At 39.8% G+C, this 26,183-nt stretch carries 24 protein-coding genes and 1 tRNA gene; 12 read left to right on the forward strand and 13 right to left on the reverse strand.

What is annotated here, in order from left to right; translation table 11 throughout:
• Positions 1 to 106: 106 nt before the first annotated feature.
• From MKL36_RS05950 to MKL36_RS05960, 3 genes are read left to right on the forward strand one after another with little or no spacing between them, the layout of a single operon-like run.
• Positions 107 to 325, forward strand: coding sequence for a hypothetical protein (locus MKL36_RS05950; protein WP_001251491.1), 219 nt, complete (start codon positions 107 to 109; stop codon positions 323 to 325).
• Positions 325 to 1,263, forward strand: coding sequence for a CgeB family protein (locus MKL36_RS05955; RefSeq protein WP_001170031.1), 939 nt, complete (start codon positions 325 to 327; stop codon positions 1,261 to 1,263). The genes MKL36_RS05950 and MKL36_RS05955 overlap by 1 nt, the downstream gene beginning before the upstream one ends.
• A 37-nt stretch (positions 1,264 to 1,300) precedes the next feature.
• Complete coding sequence (locus MKL36_RS05960) at positions 1,301 to 2,320, forward strand: glycosyltransferase family 2 protein (RefSeq protein WP_000498151.1); 1,020 nt, start codon at positions 1,301 to 1,303, stop codon at positions 2,318 to 2,320.
• Positions 2,321 to 2,347: 27 nt separating this feature from the next.
• Here the strand turns inward: MKL36_RS05960 and rfbC are convergent, their stop codons facing one another.
• The 12 genes from rfbC to MKL36_RS06020 all read right to left on the reverse strand — a co-directional run bounded on the left by rfbC (position 2,348) and on the right by MKL36_RS06020 (position 15,353).
• Positions 2,348 to 2,899: a dTDP-4-dehydrorhamnose 3,5-epimerase gene (gene rfbC, locus MKL36_RS05965; RefSeq protein ID WP_001195721.1), complete on the reverse strand. Its 552-nt coding sequence runs from the start codon at positions 2,897 to 2,899 to the stop codon at positions 2,348 to 2,350.
• Positions 2,889 to 3,779 (reverse strand): glucose-1-phosphate thymidylyltransferase RfbA, encoded by an 891-nt coding sequence (gene rfbA, locus MKL36_RS05970; RefSeq protein ID WP_000054001.1) that lies wholly within the window; start codon positions 3,777 to 3,779, stop codon positions 2,889 to 2,891. Before rfbA ends, rfbC begins: the two co-directional genes overlap by 11 nt.
• Positions 3,776 to 4,669 carry a dTDP-4-dehydrorhamnose reductase gene (gene rfbD, locus MKL36_RS05975; protein ID WP_000698332.1) on the reverse strand — a complete coding sequence of 298 codons (894 nt, stop codon included), beginning with the start codon at positions 4,667 to 4,669 and terminating at the stop codon, positions 3,776 to 3,778. The genes rfbA and rfbD overlap by 4 nt, the downstream gene beginning before the upstream one ends.
• 2 nt (positions 4,670 to 4,671) lie before the next feature.
• Complete coding sequence (rfbB, locus tag MKL36_RS05980; protein ID WP_000670932.1) at positions 4,672 to 5,739, reverse strand: dTDP-glucose 4,6-dehydratase; 1,068 nt, start codon at positions 5,737 to 5,739, stop codon at positions 4,672 to 4,674.
• 135 nt (positions 5,740 to 5,874) lie between these two features.
• On the reverse strand, positions 5,875 to 6,918 hold the full coding sequence (locus MKL36_RS05985; RefSeq protein WP_000193719.1) for an ELM1/GtrOC1 family putative glycosyltransferase: 1,044 nt from the start codon (positions 6,916 to 6,918) through the stop codon (positions 5,875 to 5,877).
• 12 nt (positions 6,919 to 6,930) lie between these two features.
• On the reverse strand, positions 6,931 to 7,914 hold the full coding sequence (locus MKL36_RS05990) for a glycosyltransferase (protein ID WP_000705223.1): 984 nt from the start codon (positions 7,912 to 7,914) through the stop codon (positions 6,931 to 6,933).
• 2 nt (positions 7,915 to 7,916) lie between these two features.
• Complete coding sequence (locus MKL36_RS05995; RefSeq protein WP_000639362.1) at positions 7,917 to 8,726, reverse strand: polysaccharide deacetylase family protein; 810 nt, start codon at positions 8,724 to 8,726, stop codon at positions 7,917 to 7,919.
• Between the two features lie 13 nt (positions 8,727 to 8,739).
• Positions 8,740 to 9,627 (reverse strand): mitochondrial fission ELM1 family protein, encoded by an 888-nt coding sequence (locus MKL36_RS06000; protein WP_000548415.1) that lies wholly within the window; start codon positions 9,625 to 9,627, stop codon positions 8,740 to 8,742.
• Between the two features lie 66 nt (positions 9,628 to 9,693).
• On the reverse strand, positions 9,694 to 10,620 hold the full coding sequence (locus MKL36_RS06005; RefSeq protein ID WP_001046506.1) for a branched-chain amino acid transaminase: 927 nt from the start codon (positions 10,618 to 10,620) through the stop codon (positions 9,694 to 9,696).
• A gap of 24 nt (positions 10,621 to 10,644) precedes the next feature.
• Positions 10,645 to 13,395 (reverse strand): bifunctional [glutamate--ammonia ligase]-adenylyl-L-tyrosine phosphorylase/[glutamate--ammonia-ligase] adenylyltransferase, encoded by a 2,751-nt coding sequence (gene glnE / locus MKL36_RS06010; RefSeq protein WP_000990834.1) that lies wholly within the window; start codon positions 13,393 to 13,395, stop codon positions 10,645 to 10,647.
• Between the two features lie 68 nt (positions 13,396 to 13,463).
• On the reverse strand, positions 13,464 to 14,732 hold the full coding sequence (locus tag MKL36_RS06015) for a sensor histidine kinase (protein ID WP_000194110.1): 1,269 nt from the start codon (positions 14,730 to 14,732) through the stop codon (positions 13,464 to 13,466).
• A 534-nt stretch (positions 14,733 to 15,266) separates the two neighbouring features.
• Positions 15,267 to 15,353: transfer RNA gene (locus tag MKL36_RS06020), tRNA-Leu, on the reverse strand.
• 182 nt (positions 15,354 to 15,535) lie between these two features.
• On the opposite strand from MKL36_RS06020, the gene queA reads away from it, so the two are divergent.
• The 7 genes from queA to secF all read left to right on the forward strand — a co-directional run bounded on the left by queA (position 15,536) and on the right by secF (position 23,074).
• Positions 15,536 to 16,573 carry a tRNA preQ1(34) S-adenosylmethionine ribosyltransferase-isomerase QueA gene (queA, locus tag MKL36_RS06025; RefSeq protein ID WP_001177136.1) on the forward strand — a complete coding sequence of 346 codons (1,038 nt, stop codon included), beginning with the start codon at positions 15,536 to 15,538 and terminating at the stop codon, positions 16,571 to 16,573.
• Between the two features lie 153 nt (positions 16,574 to 16,726).
• Positions 16,727 to 17,755 carry a hypothetical protein gene (locus MKL36_RS06030; RefSeq protein WP_021511267.1) on the forward strand — a complete coding sequence of 343 codons (1,029 nt, stop codon included), beginning with the start codon at positions 16,727 to 16,729 and terminating at the stop codon, positions 17,753 to 17,755.
• Between the two features lie 85 nt (positions 17,756 to 17,840).
• Positions 17,841 to 18,410, forward strand: coding sequence for a LemA family protein (locus MKL36_RS06035; protein ID WP_000147151.1), 570 nt, complete (start codon positions 17,841 to 17,843; stop codon positions 18,408 to 18,410).
• A gap of 175 nt (positions 18,411 to 18,585) precedes the next feature.
• Positions 18,586 to 19,719: a tRNA guanosine(34) transglycosylase Tgt gene (gene tgt / locus MKL36_RS06040; RefSeq protein ID WP_000667229.1), complete on the forward strand. Its 1,134-nt coding sequence runs from the start codon at positions 18,586 to 18,588 to the stop codon at positions 19,717 to 19,719.
• A gap of 98 nt (positions 19,720 to 19,817) precedes the next feature.
• Complete coding sequence (gene yajC, locus MKL36_RS06045) at positions 19,818 to 20,147, forward strand: preprotein translocase subunit YajC (RefSeq protein WP_000051669.1); 330 nt, start codon at positions 19,818 to 19,820, stop codon at positions 20,145 to 20,147.
• Between the two features lie 51 nt (positions 20,148 to 20,198).
• Positions 20,199 to 22,100, forward strand: coding sequence for a protein translocase subunit SecD (gene secD / locus MKL36_RS06050; RefSeq protein ID WP_001270222.1), 1,902 nt, complete (start codon positions 20,199 to 20,201; stop codon positions 22,098 to 22,100).
• Positions 22,101 to 22,108: 8 nt separating this feature from the next.
• Positions 22,109 to 23,074, forward strand: a complete 966-nt coding sequence (gene secF / locus MKL36_RS06055; protein WP_001984787.1) for a protein translocase subunit SecF — start codon at positions 22,109 to 22,111, stop codon at positions 23,072 to 23,074.
• A 62-nt stretch (positions 23,075 to 23,136) separates the two neighbouring features.
• Here secF and coaBC read toward each other — a convergent pair whose 3' ends face one another.
• Positions 23,137 to 24,390, reverse strand: coding sequence for a bifunctional phosphopantothenoylcysteine decarboxylase/phosphopantothenate--cysteine ligase CoaBC (gene coaBC, locus MKL36_RS06060; RefSeq protein ID WP_000006958.1), 1,254 nt, complete (start codon positions 24,388 to 24,390; stop codon positions 23,137 to 23,139).
• A 100-nt stretch (positions 24,391 to 24,490) separates the two neighbouring features.
• On the opposite strand from coaBC, the gene radC reads away from it, so the two are divergent.
• The gene (gene radC / locus MKL36_RS06065; protein ID WP_085920667.1) at positions 24,491 to 25,210 is read left to right on the forward strand and encodes a RadC family protein; all 720 of its coding nucleotides are present in this window, start codon (positions 24,491 to 24,493) and stop codon (positions 25,208 to 25,210) included.
• A 61-nt stretch (positions 25,211 to 25,271) separates the two neighbouring features.
• On the forward strand, positions 25,272 to 26,183 hold the full coding sequence (locus MKL36_RS06070) for a bestrophin family protein (protein WP_000637023.1): 912 nt from the start codon (positions 25,272 to 25,274) through the stop codon (positions 26,181 to 26,183).

A 26,183-nucleotide genomic window follows, 5' to 3' on the forward strand; every position in this document is an offset into this window, starting at 1 on the left:
GGTTTTTTATTAGAAATAAGATATATATTCGACTTACCTAAGCTATGCTTTGCGAATAAGCTGGTCAGTGGCATAATAAGGAGCTTTTAATTTAGAGGTCAGCTTTATGGCTATGCGCCCAGATGTACGACGACATGCTTTAGTCGTGATTGTATTCTCCCTCGCACAATGGTTTTTCATGCGCTACATCCTTGCGAATGAATTATTTAACCTCACGACGAACCAACGTATTCTTTATTTCTGTGTAAGCAGTTTAGTCGGTGCATTACTTATCTTTGTTGCACTGATTTATATGGTGCTCAAAGGTAATGCGGATAAAAAGTAATGCAAAAGAAACTGCTCATCATTGGTAAACGCAGCGGTATTTTGCAGTGGTACGAAAATATTCTTGCTGCTGCCCATCAAAGCCCTGATTATGAAATCCAAGGCTTTGCCTTAAATCATAACAATACCACCGATCGGTTTCTGAAAAAGCTATTACCAAACAAAGATATATATACGGCAAATTTACTCAAAAAGAAACTGCAAACGTTTCAGCCAGATTTGATTCTCATTGCCGATCTTTTTTATTTTAATGATCATTTACTGCAAGTTTTGGCAGACTTTCCATGCAAAAAAGCACATTGGATTGGTGACTTTTTTGATGAACGCTTATTAAAATCTAAAGACGTCATTGATTTATATTGCTTTACCGATTCTAGCTTTATCGAAGATGCGAGAGCAATGGGACTAAATCATGCCATTTATCTGCCTCTTGCTTATAATCCAAATGTCTTCTTTTCTAGCAATGAACAAAAAGATGATCGTCTTTTATTTGTAGGCGCATGGTCGCCTGATCGACAAGAGCTCATTGAACAGATTCCCCTTCCCCTCACTGTCTATGGGAAAGGATGGGATAAACTCAGCAAATCAAACAGTATTGTTCACCCTCACAATATTCCTTTGACTGAAGTTGCCGAACTCTACAGAACGCATCGTTACATCTTGAATGTCATTAACAAGAAAAATATTCGTCAAGGTATGAATATGCGTTGTTTCGAAGCTCCGGCTTGTGGTTGTATTTTGGTAAGCGAGTATGTTGAAGATCTAAACTATGCTTTTGATATCAAAAATGAAATTATTTCATTTGAGAATCCGCAAGAATTGCAATTGAAGTTAAAAGATCCAATAATCAGCGCTGAAGCAGCCATGTATAAAGTTCAACAGAGTCATACTTATAAAAATAGGATAGAGACCGTCGTTGACTTATTGCTTCAAGCTTAAGTTTTAGCTTTTTTAATTTTGTATAGGCCACCCTCACGTGTTTGTTAGTGTTATTGTTCCAAGTTATAACCATGACCAATATTTAGAAGACAGAATTGAGAGTATTCTTAACCAAAGCTATTCGCAATTTGAAGTGATTCTTTTAGATGATCTATCACCCGATCATAGTGCCGAAATTTTAGCGAAATACAAAAGCCATCCGAAAGTTTCACATTGCATCATCAATGAACAAAATTCAGGCTCAACATTTTGCCAATGGAACAAAGGCATGCATCTAGCAAAAGGCGATCTGATCTGGATTGCAGAGTCTGATGATGTTGCCGACTTACAATTTTTGGAAAAATTAGTCCCTCATTTTGAAAAAAATCCTAAGCTTGTTCTTGCCTACAGCCAATCTCATCGAATGAATGCACAAGGTGAAGTCACGGGTTCATGGAAAGATTTTACTGATCAAGTTGATTCAAAATTATTTGAAAATGATTTTGAAATGAATGGTCTCGAATATATCGAAAGATTTTTAAATGCTCAAAACACCATTCCAAATGCCAGTGGTGTCATTTTTAAAAAACAGACTTATTTCGATGTAGGTGGAGCTAATCCAAGTCTACGCTTTATTGGTGATTGGGAAATTTGGGCAAAAATCGTATCGCAAGGTGACATCTTCTTTACGCATGAGTGTTTAAATTATTTCCGCTACCATGACACCAGTGTTATTGCCCAAGCCAAAAAGAAAAAAGATCATTTTGAAGTAAGACGGCAAGTGATTTTGCTCCGCCAAAGCATGTCTCAATTCTTAAAAGACTATTCCAAGACACATCCAGAAGCCAAAAAGGCTTACTGTATTAACCAGCAGAGCTTATCTAAAGAATTGAGAAAAAATGCTTCTTTGGCAATTCGTCGTCGCTATTATGATCGAATTATTCCAACGAGTATCACTGCACTACAGACTCTACCTTTTTATGTTGTCCCTTTTTACATACTCAAATTACTTATTCAGTTCATTTTATCAACCTGTTTAGTCGCACCATATAAAATAATATTGAAACAGCCTCGATAAAAAAAGAGGAGATAAACTCCTCTTTTTTTATGCTTTAAATGCATCTGCAATCTGATCTTTATCACTCACCAACACCTCACCAACCTCATCAAGAGGCCAGTTAATCGCTAGTGTTGGATCATTCCAAATAATAGCGCCTTCACTTTCTTTATTGTAGTAATTGGTGGTTTTGTACAAAAACTGGGTATTGTCTTCAAGTGCGATAAAGCCATGAGCAAAACCTTCCGGTATCCAAAACATGGTTTTATTTTCTGCACTCAGTTCAACACCAACCCATTCACCATAAGTTTTTGAGTCAGGTCGAATATCTACCGCAACATCCCAAACACGACCTTGTACAACACGTACCAGTTTTCCTTGCGCATAAGGTGCATTTTGATAATGCAACCCACGTAACACACTCTTTTGAGACAATGAATGGTTATCTTGTACAAAAGTTGGAACAGGCAAGTTTAATTGTTCAAGTGCTTGTGCAAAACGTTGCTGATTAAAGCTTTCCATAAACCAGCCGCGATCATCACCAAATACATTTGGATGTAGAATCAAAAGCCCTTCTATTTTAGTCGTTTCAACCTGCATTTGACTCTTCCCAGATTTTTTTCAAATATTGACCATATTCTGTTTTTTTCAAAGCTTCAGCACTTTCTAAAAGTTTCTCTTTGCTAATCCAACCTTGATTGAAACCAATTTCCTCTAAACATGCGACTTTTAATGACTGACGCTTTTCTACAGTATAGATAAAGTGACCTGCTTCTAAAAGCGATTCATGCGTGCCCGTATCCAACCATGCAAACCCTCGCCCTAAAAGCTCCACATTCAATGAACCATCTTTCAGATATGCATTATTGATGTCAGTAATTTCAAGTTCGCCACGTGCAGATGGCTTCACTTGTTTAGCAAACTCTACAACACGATTGTCATAGAAGTACAAACCCGTCACGGCATAAGGTGATTTTGGCTTTAATGGTTTTTCTTCAATGCTGAGAACTTTTCCAGTTGGGTCAAACTCGACAACACCAAAACGCTCTGGGTCTGTCACATGGTAACCAAATACTGTTGCACCATGCTCTCGATTACTCGCAGCTTCTAATTGTTTGCCAAAACTTTGACCATAGTAAATATTGTCACCCAAGATCAAACAAACATTATCTTGACCAATAAACTCTTCACCAATTAAAAATGCCTGTGCCAAACCATCTGGAGAAGGTTGTACTTTATAAGTAAGTTCAATACCAAATTGAGAACCATCACCGAGCAGTTTTTCATATTGGGGTAAATCTTCTGGTGTCGAAATCAATAAGACTTCACGAATACCGGCAAGCATCAATACAGACAATGGATAGTAAACCATTGGTTTATCGTAAATTGGCAAAAGCTGTTTCGATACACCTTTGGTAATTGGATGTAAGCGTGTACCTGAACCACCCGCTAAAATAATACCTTTACGTTTGAGACTCATTTATTTAATAGCTCCACTATGGTTCGCTTTACACCATCTTGCCAGTTAGGTAGACAGAGTTTAAAAACATGCTGTATTTTTTGGTTGTTCAATCTTGAATTGTGTGGTCTGGTTGCTGGTGTTGGGTAAGCCTTTGTTGGAATTGGATTAACCTTTTGTACAATCAGCGCCTGTCCTAATGACCGTGCTTGCTCAAATACATAACTTGCGTAGCCAAACCATGATGTTTCACCACTCGCCACCAAATGATAGACACCAGCTTTACTCACATCGGCTACGACTTGAGGAATAGCATGTGCGGTAATATCAGCAATTAGCTCAGCAGAAGTTGGAGCACCAATCTGATCATCAATAATCGACAACTCTTCACGTTGCTGAGCCAAGTTCAACATCGTTTTCAAGAAGTTTTTTCCTTTACTTGCATAGACCCATGATGTTCTGAAAATTAGATGCTGACAGCCACTCTCAACAATTGCCTGTTCGCCTAATGCCTTGGTTTTACCATAGACATTTAATGGTGCAATTGCATCTGTTTCAACAAAAGCTGTTTCACCTGCCCCGTCAAAAACATAATCGGTAGAGTAATGCACAAATAAAGCTTTAATTTGCAAACATGCATCGGCTATAGCCTTTACAGTTTGATGATTCACAAGATCAGCCGAATCCTGCTCAGTTTCAGCCAAATCAACAGCTGTATAAGCAGAAGCATTAACGACTACATCGGGTTTTAGCGCCACAATCGTGTCAAAAATTGCCGATGGTTGAGTCATATCGCCAGATAGACCATTTAAACCATGACGGTCTAATGCAACTACCTCGCCCAAAGGAGCAAGCGCTCGCTGTAGCTCCCACCCAACTTGTCCATTTTTTCCAAGCAATAAGATCTTCATAGTTATCCTTGATATTGCTTGTTTAACCAAGACTGATATTCGCCACTTTGAACGTGTGCAACCCATTCAGTATTACTTAAATACCATTCAACGGTTTTACGCAGGCCCGTCTCAAACGATTCTTGCGGAACCCAGCCTAAGTCATTTTTAATTTTTGTCGCATCAATTGCATAGCGCACATCGTGACCTGGGCGATCTTTGACATAGGTAATTAAATCTTTGTACTGTGCTACACCTTCCGGCTTATTCGGTGCCAATTCTTCAAGTAATGTGCAAATCGCATGAACAACTTCGATATTGGCTTTTTCATTGTGACCGCCAATATTATAAGTTTCCCCAACCACACCTTGCGTTGCAACAGTAAAGAGTGCTCGTGCATGGTCTTCTACAAATAACCAGTCACGAATTTGCTGACCATTGCCATATACAGGGAGTGGCTTGGCTTGCAAAGCATTTAAAATCATAAGCGGAATCAATTTTTCCGGGAAATGAAATGGCCCATAGTTATTTGAACAGTTGGTCACCAACACCGGTAAACCATAAGTACGGTTCCATGCACGGACTAAATGGTCTGAGCTGGCTTTGCTTGCAGAATATGGTGAACTTGGTGAATACGATGTTGTTTCGGTAAATAGGTCGGTTGTACCTTCTAAATCACCATAGACTTCATCGGTTGAAATATGATGGAAGCGGAATGTTTCCTTTTTTGAACCATCAAGGGTTAACCAATAAGTACGGCTTGCTTCCAACATTTGGTATGTACCAATAATGTTGGTCTCAATAAAAGCATAAGGTCCTGAAATTGAACGATCTACGTGCGATTCAGCAGCAAGATGCATCACTACATCAGGTTGAAAACTTTTAAATAATTCATCTAAAGCTGTACGGTCACAAATATCGGTCTGAGAAAACTGATAACGTGGGTGATCGGCAACAGAGCTTAAAGACTCTAGATTTCCCGCATAAGTGAGCTTATCGACATTTAATACTTCATGTTCAGTATTTTGAACAATATGACGAACCACCGCCGAACCAATAAAACCTGCACCACCAGTAACCAAGAACTTCATAATAAATCATGTAACTCCATTTTCTTAGTCACGGATTTTATCACCTATTTCCTATTTAATTTAGCGTTAACCTCAGAAAGCCCTACGCAGTTTGACCATTATTACAAAAAATAAAATATAAATACTTAGCTAAACTTATTTGTCCAAAACCCGATTTAACTTCCGAGTTATTTCGCTGGTATGATCTTGCATCTCTAACTCTTGAACAACCTGAGAGATTTGATAAGAATCTGAAACAGTTAATAAATATAGCCAATGTTGCTGTGCTAAAAACTTTAATTGGTGCTTAATCTGTTCATCCTGCATGGACTGCTCATCATAAAGTACCAGCAACTTACTTCCTGACATGACCACTTCTGCCACCATCGAAGTCGAGTCCGGACTCGTTAGAATCCAGTCAGCTGCTTTAATATAATCTTTGATATCACAGCTTTGGCCTTGTGCTACCCATGTTAACTGGTCATGAGGCTGAAAAATGCCGTACTGCTCAGCAAGCTGCTGTAATTCTTTTTCAAAAGTAATCGGTGTTCTTCGTGATGTTGTCAGTAGCAATCTCGCTGTAGGATATTGCTTTCGAACCTGCTGTAAAACAGTTGCCCATTGTGCCGCTTCACCAATTTTTACTGTTTTAGTGTCAGCACCAATCAAAATTGCAATCGTTTGCTCAGCATTTTGAATACCCAAATGTTCCCGCGCCCGCTCACGTGTTAGAGGTAAAGCACTCATTTTATTCGGTGCAATTGGATAATAAAAATAATGAGGCAATACGGCTTGTTGCTCATGAATGGTAAATACCACATCAAACAAGTCAGCACGAATCCCCCGTAATGAACTTGCGACCAGATTTTTTACAGGCTGATCTTTGAGCAAATGTTGTTTGAGCAGTAGATTGGCAAGTAGAGTGTTTCCCCCTGCCGATACAATATAAGCAACCTGTTTCTGCTCTAATGCACTTAGGGTTTGGGAGTCAAGAAAATAACGTAACCACTCTGTATTTATTGAAAACTTGATCAATAACTTGAGAACACGATACAACCATTTTTTAGGTAGATTTAATTGAACCCATTCCACCTGATAATCTTGTTGTTGATTCAGTAGCTGAACTATTCCTTGTGTTTGAGTTTCATGGCCTGCTTTACCATCGGTCAACGCTAGGATGAAAGGTTTTTGTTGTGTCATCAATCCATCATCCTATGCTGAAAGCAATGATTGATAGACTTTGACCGTATTATCGATCATTTTTGTAAAAGTCAATTGTTCTTGTGCCAAGACATAAGCCTGTTTAAAACTTGCTTCAGGGGCTACCACATCCAAATAGTTTTGAATCACTTGTTGCAATGCTTCAATATTATTTGGTTCACATAGAAACTCAACAGGAATAAACTCAGCCATCATTCCGACATCAGTCCCTAACACAGGACGTTGAAGCAATAAACTTTCAGCAAGTGTATACGGGCCCCCTTCACGCAAGGAAGACACAATCAAAGCCTCATGGTCTATAATCAATGGGTGAATATTGTCGCTATACCCATACAAGTGAACCCGATCAGCTAATTGGTACTCTTGAATCAATTGCTCTAACTTCTTTCGTTCTTCACCATCACCAACAATAGTTAATTGGTGTGAAATGTTCCGCCAAGCAGCCAGTAAAAGATCAAAACCTTTCACTTCATTTAAACGTCCAATGGCAATAAATTTTCTATTTTTTACAAATGATTGAGCAGGCATATTCAAAGAAATACCATTATAGACCACACTGAGTTTTTCCGGCTGCCCCACAATCTGCGCGAGTCGCTTACTCACACAAATGATATGATCAAATGCCAAGTAAGAATCAATCTTTTTCTTTGCACCATGGATAGTCACCACACAAGGGAAATTAAAACCTGCAATCATGCCTTGCAACAGTTTGGCCGTTTTAGAAGCATGAGCATGTAGCACTTGTGGTTCTGTCCCCAATATTGTTTTTTTAAGCAGATATTTCGTCCACGGGTTATAACGACTGCCACTCATATCAAAAGCAACAAAGTTCACCGAACTTTCTACCCGACTTTGATATTTCTGATGTGCAATTAAAGAAACTTCATGTGCTTGTGATAAACCAGCAGCCAGCTCAAGTACATGCTTTTCTAGGCCACCTTCCTCATCACTTGCCATCACAAGCGTAATTTTCATGATTAGCCCTCACGCGTACCAAGTTTTAAACGAAGCTTGACGGCAAATAATGAATCTTTTCCGCTGATCTTAATACGTTGTAGTTGCATAAAGTCCGGCTGTTCATCATCAATGCCTTCGATTGTGGTCACTGCATTGCTATACCCTGACTGTTTTGCCAGTTTAACATCTCGGTCTGAGTAAATACCAAATGGGTAAGCAAAACTGGTTACTGGCTTTTCTATCAGTTGTTCAAGCCACTGCTTTGAATCAGTTAGTTCTTTTAAACAATCCGTATCATCCAGTTTGTTTAAATTAGCATGCGTTAACGTATGTGAACCAATTTCGATCAGTTCGCTATCTGCCAGTTGCTTGACTTGAGCATCATTCAACTTAGCTTCACGCATGAGTTCACCACTATTATGATGTTCTTTTTTATAGGTTGACCAATCACGATCATGACGATCAACCACCACATATATGGTTGCCTTGGCCTGATATTTTTCTAAAATCGGATAAGCATTTTGTAAGTTGTCTAAATAACCATCATCAAAGGTAATGGCAACTGTTTTGGCTGGGTGATTTCCCCAGTTCTCTTGCAATTCGTGCATCGTTACAAAATGGAAGCCTTGCGCTTTCATCCAAGCAACTTGCTTTTCAAACTCAGCGGGCTTGACCCGAAGCTTATTAAATTTGGCACCATTAATATGGTCTCGTACCATGTGATACATCAATACACGTGGTCGATTCCAATCCACTGCTGGCTTCCACCACGCATACTTATAGCTAAATAACACGGTAAGCAAAACCAGTAAAATCAGGATATAAATCACAATGCCAAACTCATTATTTCGCTAAAAGATATGTTGCCACACGGTCTGCTTCTTTAAAAGCATAAGGTTGTGGTAACTGTACGACACAAGTATTCTGTGAGATTAGTTGTGATTCTATCATTTGATCAATCGAGTGCGTAATTCTATCGTCTTTCAACCGATCGATTGCTATGACCCCTACGCGACAACCCGCAGTAAGTGCTTCAAAAACCATAGAAACGCTATCTTCTGTTACCCATACAGCTTCTGCTTTTTGCATCTCTTCAAAAATCCAGCCTTGAGGTGTTTGCTCAACCGGAAATATTTGTAAATGCTGGGCAAAACTTTGTTGTCTTAAAATATCAATAAACTCTGCTGGTGTTCGACGTGAAGTCGTTAGAATGATTTCGGCATCCGGATTATTCTCAACAATCTTTTGCACGCTTAATAATACTTTTTCTTGGTTCCATTGATGCCGTTTTGACGAACCACCTAATGCAATTAAAATTCTAGAAGCTTGATGGCGTTTTTCATTACGAATGGGATTTAATGCCCCACGCGTAACAATCACTCGATTATTCGCAGGAATACCGTCGTGCTCTGGAATCACAGCATAATTAAACCAAACCGTCGGTAAATTTGGCTTCATTAAAATAATGGTCTTAGCCTTTTTGAAAATTTTACCGAGCAACCAGACACGAAAATGTGTATGACTTCCAACACCAAATATAAAATCGGGTGCCTGTTGAAATAGAGATTTTTTTGAAGAAAAAAGCGTTTTGATTAGAGAAAGAATAGGCAAGTCATTAATAGAGACTTCTTCAAAAGTTGCATTTGCCTGCTGTCTTTGCATCGCCTGAAACAAGCCTAAAGCTTGTGAGCGATGCCCTGCTTTACCATCAGAGACATAGACAATATGCATAAAAGCTCCCTAACCAAAAATAAAAAGGCGAAACCAACGTTCGCCTTTTCATGTTAACGGATTAACTTATTTTACGTAAGTTAACCAGTGTTCATATTTTGGATTTTTACCTTGAACTGCATCAAAGAAAGTCTTTTGGATTTCAGTGGTAATTGGGCCACGGCAACCCGCACCGATTTGACGGTCATCGTATTCACGAATTGGTGTTACTTCAGCAGCAGTACCTGTGAAGAATGCTTCATCGGCAATATAGAATTCGTCACGCGTAATACGACGCTCAACAACTTCATAACCAAGATCTTTAGCAATCGTCATCACGGTTTGGCGTGTAATACCGTCAAGTGCACCACCCGCAATATCTGGAGTGTGTAAAACGCCATCTTTAATCAAGAATACGTTTTCACCAGAACCTTGGCACACATAACCTTGTGGGTCCATAAGCATTGCTTCATCGTAACCAGAATGTGCAACTTCTTGGTGAGCAAGAATTGACAACGTGTAGTTACCAGATGCTTTTGCTTTACACATGGTCACGTTTGGATGGTGGTGAGTAAATGATGAAGTTTTAACGCGAATACCTTTCGCCATTGCTTCATCACCAAGATATGCACCCCATGCCCATGCTGCAACAGCGGCATGAATGGTGTTATTTGTTGCTGCAATACCAAGTTTCTCTGAACCGATCCAGATCAGTGGACGTAAATAGCAAGAAGCTAATTTATTTTCACGAACAACATCGATTTGTGCTTGTTCAAGCGCTGCTTGATCATACGGCACTTTCATTTGATAAATTTTTGCTGAATTTAACAAACGTTTTGTGTGGTCTTGAAGACGGAAAATTGCAGTACCTTTAGGAGTTTCATAAGCACGAACACCCTCAAATACACCCATACTGTAGTGTAAAGTATGGGTTAAAACGTGAATCTTTGCATCACGCCAATCAATTAATTGTCCATCTTGCCAAATAAAACCATCACGATCAGCCAAATTCATGGAACACTCCAAATTGTTATAAAATCATTCACTATCCAACTCAACCGAGGCGGTTGGGTCTATTAATCTTTGCCATAAATTGCAAACGACCGCACGGGTACTACGCCAGTCCGCTGCGCTTACTTGCATGGATTGATTCGCAAGGGCTAAGCGGTGGCTTTCGGCACGTTCACTAAGATAGGCTCGAATTAATGCTGTGGCATCTTCACTGGATAAGCAGTCTGCTTTAGCAGCATCTTCTAATATTCTTACATTATCAGAATAATGGGCGAGATCGGGTTTCGTCCCGCTCCATGCAAGTACAGCATACTGTGCCATAAATTCGATATCTACGATACCACCTGCGTCCTGTTTTAAATGAAAAATACCATGTTTTTTTTGTTCAGAAGATGAACCTAAGTGGTCTTTCATTTTCTGACGCATTTTCAGCACTTCCTCACGAACATAAGCCTCATCTCTAGATTGAGTCAATATCTCGCGGCGAAATATTTCAAATTTTTGGCAAAGCGCTTCATCACCTGCAATAGAACGTGCACGAACTAATGCCTGATGCTCCCAAAGCCATGCACTTTTCAACTGATAATGCTCATAGGCTTTCAGACTTGTCACCAATAAACCAGCCTCACCTGAAGGTCTTAAACGTGTATCAATTTCATAAACACGGCCATCAAGCGTTTGAGTGGTCATTAAAGACATAAACTTTTGAGCGACACGCATGGCAAACTCAAAGCCTGTAATTGACTTAGTACCATCCGTGTCGGCCTGTTCATCTAGATAGTGAATAAAGACCAGATCTAAGTCCGAACCATAGCCCAGTTCAATACCCCCCACCTTGCCATAACCAATAACGGCAAAGGCTTTATAATCGAGTGAACAACGTTTTCCTTCGACATCTTTTGGGTAACCATGACGTTTTGCTACGGTCTGATAAGCTAAATTAAGAGTTGCATTAACACTGACTTCTGCAATATCTGTCAAAGCATCAGAGACCTTCATAAGAGGGCTTTCAGCTAACACATCACTTGCAGCGACCGTTAACACATTACTCTTTTTAAACAGGCGAAGTACCCGCATTTGATCTTCGACCTGATCAATTTCGATACGAAGTAATTGCTGACGTAATGAGTCTTCCAAGTCCTTACGCTTTGGTAACTCAAAGTCCATCGACAAGAACTCATCCAGCAATACCGGATATTGGGTTAACTCTTCACAAATCCACGGGCTCACTGTCGCCATTTTTACTAAGCGTTGTAATGCCCCTTTACTTTCAATCAGCATTACCAAATAGACGGTTCGACGCATGACTGATTCAATCAGTGGCATTAAACGTAATAATGCAGTTTGTGGTTGTTCAGACTGTAAAATGGCTTCAATTAAATGGGGCCAAAATGTTTTTAAACGCTGCACGGCATTGGAAGGAAGTTTTTTAAGTGCATGACCATGCCAGAACTCATGAATCAGATTTTTTGCATTATCATCTAACACTTCATCTAGCTGCTGCTCTAACTGTCCAAAGTTCTCGGTAGCTGCATTGGAACTTGTGTCTTCAATGAGCTGCTTAAACTGAACTTTTACTTTTTGGCGTTTCTCGTTAAGAACATCAATAAATTCATTCCAACTCGTAAAACCCAAAGTATCTATAATGCGTTGTCGTAAATCTGCTTCTTCTGGTAATAGTTGCGTTTGCTGATCATTCAAGGCTTGAATTGCATGTTCAACACGGCGTAAGAATAGGTAAGCATCTTCAAGCTCTAGTACGGCCTGTTTTTCTAACAAGCCTGCCTCACCGATATGTTCAAGACTGACTAAACATTGACGGTCTTGCAGCTCACGTTTAGAACCGCCGTAAATAAGCTGGAACACCTGAACAATAAACTCAATTTCGCGTATACCGCCTGCCCCGAGTTTAATGTCATCTTCAATATGCCGACGTAATACTTCGCGCTCAATCATCGCTTTCATATCGCGCATGGCAGCAAAAGCGGTGTAATCGACATAACGGCGGAATACAAAAGGACGTGTCATTTCTAATAAGTCTTGCCCTTCTTTACCCCCCGTGACAACGCGTGCCTTAATCCATGCGTAACGTTCCCATTCACGGCCATGCTGACTTAAATATTTTTCTAAAGCTGCATGACTAATCGCTAATGCTGAGCCATCTCCCCAAGGCCGTAAACGCATGTCTACTCGAAACACAAAACCATCTGCGGTGATATGTTCAAGTAAATAAATAAGTTTTTGTCCCCACAAAATACAGAACTGCTGTACATCAATACATTTACGACCGTTGGTTTCGCCTTGCTCATCAAAGGCAAAAATCAGGTCGATATCACTTGATAGATTTAATTCCTGTGCCCCAAGCTTACCCATGGCAACCACAATCAAATCTTGAACTTTGCCTGAATAACTTAATGGTTCGCCATGTTTAGCAACCAATGCAACACGAGCAAAAGCCTTTGCGGCACAAATACTTGCATCGGCAAAGTCTGAAAGTTCACGAGTAAGTGTAACGACATCCGTCAGTTGATTGGCATCTTGCCAGATCCAGCGAAACATTAAACGACTGCGCAGTATACGAAGCGCACGCATCCACGTTATTTCATCGCCAATTCCGTCAAGGGTGGTGTCTACAAGTTGGTAAATTTGTTCTGTTGAGAGCGGTGCAGCAAATTGATCTATTTGATAATCTTGTTCTAAAACAGCCTGATGTAATCCTAAAACTTGTTCAGCATATTGGCTGGCACGCAATGTTTTTTGTAACTGCTCCGCATTCATATAAAAAAGCTCTTTTCCTCAGACTCTCTTTTTAGTTATAGCAGTTCAAGTAGTAGTAGGAAAAGGGATTAAACCAATTTTGCTTCAGATGTATTTTGTTGTTCTACATGATGTTCAGGGACTTCTTGAGCAGAAGGTAATAAAACTTTAAATGACGTTCCCACTCCTTTTTGGGAGGTTACACTAATTTTCCCCTGATTAATCTCGACAAAACGCTTACATAAGCTCAAACCTAAACCCGCACCTTTTTCCCCAGCGGTGCCTTTAAAGCTTGCTGTAATACGCGGATGGAATAAATTTGCCATTTGCTGTTCAGTCATGCCAAGCCCTGTATCACGCACAGTGATTTCGACATTTGTACCCACCTGCTTTGCTTCAATGAACACTTTCCCAGAGCCGTCAACATCGGTAAATTTCAATGCATTTGACACCAAGTTTTGGATCACGGAAGTCATCATATTGATATCGGCATAGATTTTTAAATCTTCGGAAACCGCATTTACCAATTCAATATTTTTCTTTAAAGCCAAAGTATGCAGCACATCACAAACAATATTGCTCACTTGTCTAAGCTTAAAATTAATTGGGTGATAAACAAAGCGACCACCTTCGGCCATTGCCCATGTCAGCAAACTTTCAAGTAAGTTATAGGTCGATTGAGAAGTGTCGTATAAATAATCGGCAATGTTTTGAATACTCGACTCATCCAGCGTTTCACGTTCTTTAGCTAACACTTCGGAGAAACCTAACAAGCCATGAAATGGTGCCCGCAAGTCATGCGAAATAATGGAAAAGAACTTTGTTTTACTCGAGTTCAGCGCGACTTGCTGCTCATAGAGTTCATTTAATTCTTCATAATTAAACTTCAACTCGACTTGTTGCATAAAACTAGAACAGTAATCGAGAAGCAACTGAATTTGATCATCTTCAAAACAATTTTCATCGTCATCGAAGAAAACTGCAAATCCCATAGATGTCTGGTCAGGCTGCACCAAATGGACAGCTAAGGCACGCCCACATTCAATATTTAGCTCTTTTAAATAGTTGATTAAATTTTGATAAGAAGGATGATTGTGATGAATCACCTGTTGTTTAGCAAAACATTGTTTTAGGTGTCTTGAAGGTTTAAAGGAAATTGCAGTCATGCCATCTGGGCAATGATGCCAAAAATAAGGTTCCTGATTAAAAGTAAGCAAAGCTTTTTGACACTTCAACAGGCGAAGACTAAACCGGAAAAATTGCTCAATATAATTCTGCTCGGCATTTAATCCAAGTAATAGTGATATCTTACAAGCTGTTAACTGCTCTACCTGATGTAGTTCTAATCGCTGTGTCATGCCCGCCTCACAGATTTTGTCATTGTTGGTCGGAACCGCTCTTTTGAAGAATGTACTTGTAATCATTATGATCTACTACAAACTTTAACACAGTACATTAAAAGAGCAACTTTCTTTTCGAAATAGAAATGTGAAGTTTCAATTAAAGGTTTTCAGATACATAAAGTGGGTATGTTTTAGAAAAATACAACAATTTTTTTGGAAGAAAGAGTTGTAAGTAATAAGAAATAGGAAGTCAAAATTAGCTAAAAAAGAGATAAAAATTAGCTTAAATCATCTTATAAATATGAAACCTTAACTTCGACTCAAATTTTGCTTTTATCAAATGCATTTCATATTTAAATAAAGTTTTCTTAAATTGAAAAATTAAAAGACTTTTAATAGCTCTAAATTTATAAGCGATTTGATCCCGACCCTCGGAACCAAAGCAAGTAGCTCATAATTTCTTAAAGTCTAGGAACTTTTTTATATCCAACAAAAAACCCCTAAACCGTCAGTTTAGGGGTTTTCGTAGAATCATAAGATTCTGAATCTTGGTCCCGAGGGTCGGACTCGAACCGACACGTCATCTCTGACAGCGGATTTTGAGTCCGCCGCGTCTACCAATTTCACCACCTCGGGAGAGGAAGTATGTTTGTGTTGCGTATATTAGCGCGTTTGCAAAACTTGTCAAACCCTAAGTGAATATTATCGTTCACTTTTAGATCATTTAAACATTTTTCATGATTTAGGCCAGAAGCACAGCCATTAAAAAGCGAAAAAGTTTATACTAGGCGCAATTTTTGCGGTGTTTTTTCTCAAATATGCAACTGTCTGACTTTTCCTTTGAACTACCCGATGAACTTATTGCCCGTTACCCACTCGAAACACGTAGTGCTTCGCGTTTATTGCATTTAGATGCTAAGGGCCAATATCACGATCATATGTTCACAGATATTATTGATCTGTTCGAAGAAGGCGATTTATTGGTACTCAACGATACCAAAGTCATGAAAGCTCGACTTAAAGGGAAACGTGCTACAGGTGGTGCTATTGAAATTTTGGTTGAGCGTATGCTGAACCACACCACAGCGTATTGCCATATTAAAGCGAGCAATTCACCTAAAGCAGGGGCTGAGCTTTTTGTTGGTGCGGACAATATTCCCGTGATTGTGCGTGGCCGTCACGAAAACTTATTTGTCGTTGAGTTTTCCCAACCAATTTTGCCAGTACTTGAGCAATATGGTCAGTTACCTATTCCGCCTTACTTCAATCGTGAAGCAGAAGAAATTGACACTGAACGCTATCAAACGGTTTTCCATAATCCAGAAAAAATTGCCAGTGTGGCTGCCCCAACAGCAAGCTTGCATTTTGACGAAGAGTTGTTAGCAGAGTTAGATCAAAAAGGCGTTAAGAAAACCTTTGTGACTCTTCACGTCGGTGCAGGTACTTTTATGCCTGTACGTACTGATGACATTACGAATCATGTCATGCACAGTGAATGGTGTGATGTTCCTCAAGAAACTATTGATTTAATTTTGGCAACTAAAGCACGCGGTAATAAAGTGATTGCTGTCGGTACAACTGCAACACGTGCTTTAGAAAGTGCAGCTCAAGCGCATGGCGGAAAAATCGCAGCATGGACTGGTGATACGCAAATCTTTATTTATCCAGGTTATGAGTTCTGCATCGTAGACCGTTTAATTACTAACTTCCATTTACCTGAGTCTACCCTGCTCATGTTAGTTTCAGCATTGTCAAATAGAGAAAATATTTTGGCTGCTTATGAACATGCCGTTAAAGATCGCTATCGCTTCTTTAGTTATGGCGATGCTATGCTGATTGATAAATTAGAAGTTTAAAGATTAAAGCTGGGTTAAATCTTATAAGTTAATTCGAGGTTTAACCCAGCATCTATAATTAAAATAAAAATAGTCTTAGTATTTCTATTTATCTCTTTCAATTTAAAAGATAATCTAGAGTTAGCACTTTATGATAATCAACTCATTACTTTCATGCCGATTGATACCATACAACAAGCACTTCATATAAGACGTAAAAAAAATACACAAGTCTTTCGTAATATTGCCCGACTTTGGGATGCTGGACAAAAGTCACAAACAGATCAAGAACTCTTAAACGCGTTACATCCATGGCGTGAAGATCATAACCTTCGTTTTGTGAATACCCTGTCGTATTTATTAAGTATTTGTAGTATTACGACGCTAATGTTTGGATATTTTTTTCATCCTCATATTCAATATATTTGGAGTCTATTATGGGCATTTTTAACTGGTTTCCTCGCCTATTTGCTCTATGAACCGCAAAAACCTTTAACTGAAGTTATTCATTATTTAGAACAGCGTATGACTGCTTTACGTTATGGCCTAAAGTTTCAGCAGTTACCAGCTTATCTTCCAATACAAGCCCAACCCATTTTAGTCTTAAGCAAATTAAAACAACACTTTCCACTTTTTAACCGAGGCAATGAAGCGAATGAAATTACCGAGTTTGCTTCAGTAACATGGAATGACGGCATTACAGATCATCAAGTCCTGCTATTTAAATACCACTATGTAAATAATTTACCTATTCTTCAAGACCAGAACAGCGATAAAAAAATAGTAAAAGAGATTCATAAAGACTTATGGGGCGCTTTTATTTTTCAAATACCAGCTTTAGGTATTGCTGTAAGTAATCAACGTTCTCGCTTTTTTGAACCATACTTAAGCGAATGGCAAAGTAGCGACATTCTCATTAACCAAGAACTGAGTATTTTCGGAACCGACCAGCACCAGTTAGCTAAAGAAATGAGTCCAAGTCTAACTTTAAAACTTCATGATTTTTTTCAACATTTTAGCGGGGATTTAATTTATCATCATGAAGAGCAAATATTATGTTATCTCGGTGAGCAAGATCTTTTTCAAACCATCAGTAAACGTAGTGAAATTCATGATATTCCCGCATTACGTGGTCACTTACGTACCATGACTATGCCGCAATATGAAAAATTTCAGCAATTCATGCTTAATTTAATTAAATAAATCTCTCGTACTTCTGAACTGGCAACTTATTAAAAAATAAGAAGTTAAAAGGCTCAACGAGGGAATAAAAATAAGAGGAGTAAAAATGACAGGCTTATTTATTTTCTTGGGGATTTTCGTTGTACTGATTGCTTGGGGCATCCACATTCGCAATAACATTGTGCGTTATTTCAATGCGACCAAACGCGCTTGGGCTGAGGTTGCAAATTTCGAACGCCAAAAAGTAAAAACACTTGAAGCATTAGAAATCACACTCAATCAATATACTCAGTTCGAGAAGTCAACTTTAGAACAAGTAACTGCTTTACGTCAGCAAATTCTAAGTTTGAATGTCGATCATACTGATATTGCTCAATTACAACAGATTGAAAAAATGAGTAAAGAGCTAATCCGTAGCCTAAATGTGGTGGTTGAAAACTATCCTGAACTAAAAGCAGATACGCTCTATGGCAAAATGATGGATGATATTCAGGAACAAAACGAAAATGTCGGCGCGGCAATCAGCATTTTTAACCGAAACGTCGAAGTATTTAATAATCAGATTGAAGTGTTCCCAAATAATATTATCAATACGATGACTTTATCTAAAAAAACAATTCGTCCTTTTCGAGATAATTTGGCTACTGACAATTTTGACTATAAACCGAACTTTTAGTCGAGGTAAAAAAGCAATCGGTCAACCGGAAATTTGACCGATTTTATAGTCAGCTACATTTAGTAGTAGAACTACGTCGCAGAATCAAGGAAAATAGCCCTCTTTTTAGCAGCGAACTGTTTTTTCGCCCTTGCACTGCCCTAAGGCATTGCTTGCTATTGTTCAGGATTTTTAAATGAAGTTTGAAAAATTAGGTCAGTCGGGTCGTGCCCGTCGTGGTCGTTTAACTTTAGAACATGGTGTTGTTGAAACCCCTGTTTTTATGCCGGTGGGGACTTACGGTACAGTCAAAGGCATGCTGCCACGTGATATTGAAGATATTCAGGCACAAATTATTTTAGGTAATACCTTCCATTTATATTTGCGTCCGGGCCTTGAAGTGATCAAGCAACACGGCGGCTTGCACGACTTTATTAAATGGAATAAGCCAATTTTGACTGACTCTGGCGGCTTCCAAGTATTTAGTCTTGGCGCTATGCGTAAAATTAAGGAAGAAGGTGTTACTTTCCGTTCTCCGATTGATGGTTCAAAAGTCTTTTTATCGCCTGAAATTTCAATGGAAATTCAGCATGTATTGAACTCTGACATTGTCATGATTTTTGATGAATGTACGCCTTATCCTGCGACACATGAAGAAGCACAAAAATCATTACAGCTTTCTTTGCGCTGGGCAAAACGCTGTAAGGCTCATCACCACGATGAACTTAAAAATAAAAATGCGTTATTTGGCATTATTCAAGGCGGCATGTATGAAGACTTACGTGATGAGTCTTTAAATGGCTTACTTGAAATCGGCTTTGACGGTTACGCAATTGGCGGTTTGTCAGTTGGTGAACCAAAAGAAGAGATGATCAAGGTTTTAGATTATCTTCCAAACAAGATGCCGCATGACAAACCACGTTACCTGATGGGTGTAGGTAAACCTGAAGATATCGTTGAAGCGGTGCGCCGTGGTGTCGATATGTTTGACTGTGTAATGCCAACACGTAATGCACGTAATGGTCATTATTTTGTCACTGATGGTCTGGTACGTATTCGTAATAGTAAATATCGTCATGACCAAGGACCACTTGACCCACACTGCGATTGCTATACCTGTAAGAACTTTACTCGTGCTTACCTGTTCCACCTTGAGAAGTGTGGAGAGATGTTGGCGTCTATGCTTGGTACCATTCATAACTTACGTTATTACCAACGTTTAACTGAAGGTATGCGTGATGCATTAGACAATGGCACTTTTGATGAATTTGTTCAGGACTTTTATGCCCGCCGCGGATTAGAAGTTCCACCATGCCCTGTCGATGAATAAGCGAGATTTGCGCTCAACCTCAAGACAAGGTAAATTGCAAAACGAATTAGGATTATGTCAGGTATCTGACTCATATTTTTTAACTTTAGGAAATTAAAATGAGCTTGTTCATTTCTACTGCACATGCAGCTCCAGCAGCAGCCCAAAGCCCTGGCCTTTTACCAAACATTTTGATGATTGTTGTATTCGTTGCAATCTTCTATTTCTTAATTTGGCGTCCTCAAGCAAAACGTGCAAAAGAACACCGTTCTTTAATCGAAAGCTTGGGTGTTGGTAGCGAAGTTGTCTTTGCTGGCGGTTTAATGGGCAAAGTAACTAAACTTGAAGGTGACTATGCGGTTGTTGAACTTAACCGTGGTGTAGAAGTAAAAATTCAGCGTGCCAGCGTAATTTCTGTATTACCAGAAGGCACTCTAAATAACCTTTAATCATAAAACAGTCGTGCTTTAGCACGGCTTTTTCATTTAAGAAGAAAGCGAATGCGTTACCCTGCATGGAAATATTTACTGATTCTGGTTGTTCTGGTAGTCAGTACATTATACGCACTGCCTAGTCTATATCCGGATGAGCCCGCCGTTCAAATTTCCGGTGCCAAAGCTGGTACCCAAATTGATCAAAGTGTGGTGCAAAAAGCAGAGCAAATTTTAAAAACAGCAAATATTGCAAGCCACGATAATACTTTTACAAATAATGCTGCTCTCTTGCGTGTCAGCTCTTCTGAAGCGCAATTGAAAGCAAAAGAAGTATTACGCCGTGACTTAGGTGATCAATATGTTGTAGCCCTAAACCTTGCACCAACAACTCCAGAATGGTTGCAAAAAATTGGGGCGAAACCAATGAAACTTGGTTTGGACTTACGTGGTGGTGTCCACTTCTTGCTTGAAGTAGATATGGACAAAGCCATTTCCCAACGTATGGAAACCTCTGCCACTGATTTGCGTCGTCAGTTCCGTGAAAACAAAATTAAATTTAACAATCTTGCGTTAAATAATAATGTGATCACTGTTCAGTTTGCTGACAATGCGGATCGTGATGCAGCAATGGATTTTTTACGCCGTAATGGTAATGAATATACCCAACAGGCATTAGCGAGCACGACAGGTTCAATCTTAAAACTCACTTATACTGATGTACGTCGTCAAGAAATTCAGGCTTATGCAGTTAATCAGAACTTAACAACACTACGTAACCGTATTAACGAACTTGGTGTTGCAGAAGCTTTAGTACAAAGTCAGGGTAGCAACCGTATTGTCGTTGAATTGCCGGGTGTTCAAGATACAGCAGAAGCTAAACGTGTTTTAGGCCGTACTGCTAACCTCGAATTCCGTTTGGTATCTGACTTAAATGATCAATATATTGATCCATATACGGGTAAATATAATGGTCAACCGTTACCTCCGGGTACGGAAGTTTTTGCTTATCAGTCTTTAGATAGTGGTCGCCAACTGTTGTTGCAACGTAACCGTATCTTGACTGGTGAACGCGTTCAAAATGCAAGTTCTGGCTTTAGCCAAGACTCTGGTGGTGCCGAAGTAAATATTACGCTCGATAGTGCTGGCGGTAAGCTGATGTCAGATGCAACCCGTAATGCAGTTGGAAAACGCATGGCGGTATTGTTCATCGAAAATAAACAAAAGATTAGCTACGTTACAGATCCAAAAACTGGTGCTCAAACAGAAGTTCGTACACCATATACCGAGTCTGTCGTGATTAACGCCGCAACTGTTCAAGCCGTTTTAGGTTCAACTTTCCGTATTACTGGTTTAAGTTCACCTCAAGAAGCATCTGAACTTGCGTTAATGCTTCGTGCCGGTGCTTTAGCTGCGCCAATGTACTTCGTTGAAGAGCGTGTTGTTGGTCCAAGCCTTGGTCAAGAAAACATTGATAAAGGTGTACTATCAACGCAAATCGGCTTCTTGCTCGTTGCAATCTGGATGGTCGTATTCTTCCGTCTATTTGGTTTAATCGCAAACTTTGCACTTGTATTTAACCTGGCAATGATTTTAACCATTATGTCTTGGATAGGTGCTTCCCTCACCTTACCGGGTATTGCGGGTATCGTCATTACCATTGGTATGGCCGTCGACGCCAACGTACTGATATGTGAACGTATTCGAGAAGAAATGCTCTGGGGGGCCTCACCTAAACAGGCTATTGTGGCAGGTTATGATCGAGCCTATAACACCATTTTCGACTCGAACTTAACAACGTTCCTTGTTGCATTCATTCTGTTTGCAATCGGTACTGGCCCGATTAAAGGTTTCGCCGTGACATTAATGATCGGTATTATTTGCTCAATGTTTACTGCAATTACAGTAACGCGTGCGATTGTACAAATCATTTATGGTAAACGCCGTAACTTGAAAAAGTTGAGCATTTAAGGAGATCTATGATGACTAAAGTGACTCAACAGCCTTCAAAACAATATGGTCGTCCAGATGATGCAAAAATCATCCCGTTCATGAAGATTGCTAAACCTGCAGCAATCTTCTCGATCCTTATTACTTTAGCGAGCATTTTCTTTATTGCGACCAAAGGTCTTAACTTAGGTTTGGATTTTACAGGTGGTGTTTCAGCTGAGCTTAACTATGCTCAGCCAGCAAATCAGGCAGAAGTTATTCAGGCTCTCGACAAAGCTGGTTTTAAAGATGCTGTAGTACAAACTTTGGGTAGTAATAAAGACTTACTTGTTCGCATGCCAGTACAAGATATTAAGGTTGAAGATCTTAATAATGCGATTACCAAAGCTGTGCAATTGCCAAACAACGCAGCAGAAGTTCATAAAGTGGACTCTGTAGGTGGTCAGGTAGGTAACGAGCTTTATGTTCGTTCGGCTGGTGCTGTTGCACTTGCGCTGATTTTAATGTTGATCTATGTCACCATTCGCTTTGAGTTCAAACTCGCAATGGGTGCCGTGATGTCTTTATTCCATGACATCATCATCATTATTGGTGCATTTGCTTTATTCCAATGGCCATTTGACCTGACAGTTTTAGCTGCGGTACTTGCGGTGATTGGTTTCTCGCTTAACGATAACATCGTTGTTTCAGACCGTATCCGTGAAAATTTCCGTAAAATTCGCGGCGCGACTCCACGTGAAATCGTTGATATTGCGTTAACTGAGACTTTACGTCGTACCATCCATACCTCAATGACATTATTGCTTGTAGTACTTGCAATGATGTTCTTGGGTGGTGATGGCTTACACTGGTTCTCTGTTGCAATGTTTGTCGGTGTCTTTGTCGGTACTTACTCTTCGATTTATATCGGTACAGCATTTGCCTTATGGCGTGGTCTTAACCGTCAAGACTTCATTGTTCAGGTCAAACCTGAATTTGAAGATGAAATCCCTTGATTGTCTAAATGAGACTATAAAAAAACCGCGATTTATTCGCGGTTTTTTATTTGGTTCAAAAATTATTTACGGCGTAACGCATCTGAAATAGCTTCAACTAGCTGTTGAGAAATTTCTTGCTTAGATGCTTTTTCTAACTCACGTTTTTTCATATGGTAACTTTCAGCAAAAAATACTGTCATCGCATTTTCATCAGAAGCAAAGCCAATATCGGCGCGAGAAACATCGTTACATGCAATCATATCTAGCTTTTTAGCAACGAGTTTCCCTGCTGCATATTCTTCAACATTCTGCGTTTCGGCAGCAAAGCCCACCATAAATGGACGTTTTTCCTGAGCTGCAATGGTTGCCACAATATCCGGATTTTTTACAAGGGAAACATTCAGCTCATCCCCTGCTTTCTTAATTTTATGCTCTGCCACTTCAGCGACGCGATAATCAGCTACAGCCGCCGTCGCAATAAAGATGTCACAGCCAGTCTCAAGCGACTCCATACTGACATCTAACATTTGTCGAGCCGAAGCAACATTTACACGTTGAACACCGTTTGGAGTATCTAAACTTACGGGACCAGCAATTAACGTGACTTTTGCACCTGCTGCATAACATGCCGCAGCTAAAGCAAAGCCCATTTTACCAGTACTATGATTTGAGATATAACGGACAGGGTCAATCGCCTCACGGGTTGGTCCGGCAGTAATTACAACTCGCTTACCTGCCAACAACCCAAATTTTTCAGCAATTGCACGTTGGGCTTGATGGAAATAACCCGCCACTTGCCTTGCAATTTCTTCCGGTTCCGGCATACGGCCTAAGCCTACATCACCACACGCCTGCTCCCCTGCATCTGGCATAATCACATGTACGCCATCTTCAACCAGAGTTTGTAAATTACGCTGAGTTGCTTTTGCAGCCCACATTTGCTGGTTCATCGCAGGAGCGACCCACACAGGCGCTTTAGTTGCTAAAAATAAAGTACTGAGTAAGTCATCTGCCAAACCATTAGCAAACTTAGCTAATGTGTCACAGCTTGCTGGAGCAACCAGTAATAAATCAGCCCAACGAGCCAATTCAATATGGCCCATTCCAGCTTCAGCCTCAGGGTCTAAAAGCTCGGTATGTACAGGATTTCCTGAAAGAGCCTGAAAGGTTAGAGGTGTAATAAATGCTTGAGCCCCGTGTGTCATCACAACCCGAACGTCAAAACCATAATCTTTAAGACGACGGACCAAAATGGCACTCTTATAGGCAGCAATCCCACCTGTAACAGCTAAAACAATGTTTTTATGAGGAATAACACTTAAATCAAAGCTCACGAACAGGATACCTTTCTGTTGCAGTGGCGCTCACAATAGCATTAAATACGCGCAGACCCAAGATTGATTGGGCAAACAAAATAAATTTTTAAGCAGAATATTGCTGGGGAATATGAATACTTCTATTAAAAATTGGCCAGAACAAGAACGGCCAAGAGAACGGTTATTACAACAAGGCCCTCAAAGTCTCTCTGACTCTGAACTACTCGCGATCTTTCTTCGCTCAGGTTCACGTCAACATTCAGCAGTAGAGCTCGCACGTTTACTGATTCAACAGTTTGGTAGTCTAAACGCTGTTTTCGATGCATCTTACAATGAATTAGCTCAATTTAATGGTATTGGAGCTACCAAGTATTCCCAATTACTGGCCGTAAAAGAGCTTGGACGGCGTTATCTCGACTATCATTTTAGTCAGACTGAGCTAAGCCTTCATTCTTCTCATTTAGTTCTAGATTATTTGCGTTACGAATTAAAAGGTGAAAAACAAGAAGTCTTTGCCGTACTTTGCTTAGATGCCGAGTTGAGAAAACTACATTTTAAAAAGTTATTTTTTGGTTCAGTTCAACACTGCGCTGTTTCAGTGAATCAAACCTTACGTTATGCCTTACAACAGCACGCTTGCCAATTAGTAATAGCACATAACCACCCATTTGGTTCCCCACAGCCCTCTCCTGAAGATATTAAACTCACACAGCAACTTGAACAGGCCTGTCAGCTTGTCGAAATTCGTCTGCTGGACCATTTTATTATCTCGCCCGAAGGTAGCTTTTCATTTGCTGAACAACAACTGCTCAACCCTACCTCAATAGCCGTTCAATGATATTGACAAAGCTTCACTAAGCTTAGAATATCAAAACAAAAATAGCGACGTTTAAAATAAAATGATTGTTCGTGAACAGCCCAGTATTTTTAAAGTTTTATTCTCTTGGCGAGGGACGATATTACCTAAAATTTTGCCCTCTTTAGGGGTAGTAATGCTGATTTCGGCAATCATTGGTGGGGTTGAATATATTAACCTCTATCGTTTTCCAGAAATTCCTTTAGTTGGCTTTACTTTAATTGGTGTCGTACTTTCTATTTTTTTAGGTTTTAAGAATACTGCATGTTATGACCGCTGGTGGGAAGCCCGAAAATTATGGGGGGTCCTGATTGCGACTTCGCGACATTTCGACCGTGACTGCCGGATTTTAACTCAAGCCCGCCGTGAACGTGTCATTCAGCACGTTATTGTATTCGCCAATGTGTTACGTGACCGTTTACGTCGTCAAACAGCCAACCCCACCGAGCTAATACAAACCAGTGGCATGAGCCAACAAGCACTTACCCAACTTTACCAACAAAATAACGCACCTCAATATACGCTTAGCCTTATTCAATGGGAATTATTACAAGCGCTTAAAGAAGGGGAAATTTCAGATATTATTTATGCTCAAATGAATAAGAATGTTGCAGATCTAAGTGTCGTACAAACTGGCTGTGACCGTATTGCAAATACTCCTATTCCGTTTGCTTATTCAGTTTTGCTTAACCGTACCGTTTATTTTTTCTGTTTTATGTTGCCGTTTAGCTTAGGATCTTTGCTTGGTTTAGCAACGCCTTTACTGGTTGGAATTCTGGCTTATACATTTTTAGGACTTGATGCTTTAAGTACCGAAATTGAAGAACCATTTGGCACGCAAAGTAATGATTTACCTTTAGATGCAATGGTACGTAGTATCGAAATTGAGCTTTTGGGGACACTTGGTAAGCCCACACCTCCTCCAATTCAAGCTCAAGATAACAACTTGCTCTAA

The organism is Acinetobacter sp. AOR12_HL (assembly GCF_027855275.1).
In the GTDB taxonomy this organism is placed as follows: Bacteria; Pseudomonadota; Gammaproteobacteria; order Pseudomonadales; family Moraxellaceae; genus Acinetobacter; species Acinetobacter baumannii.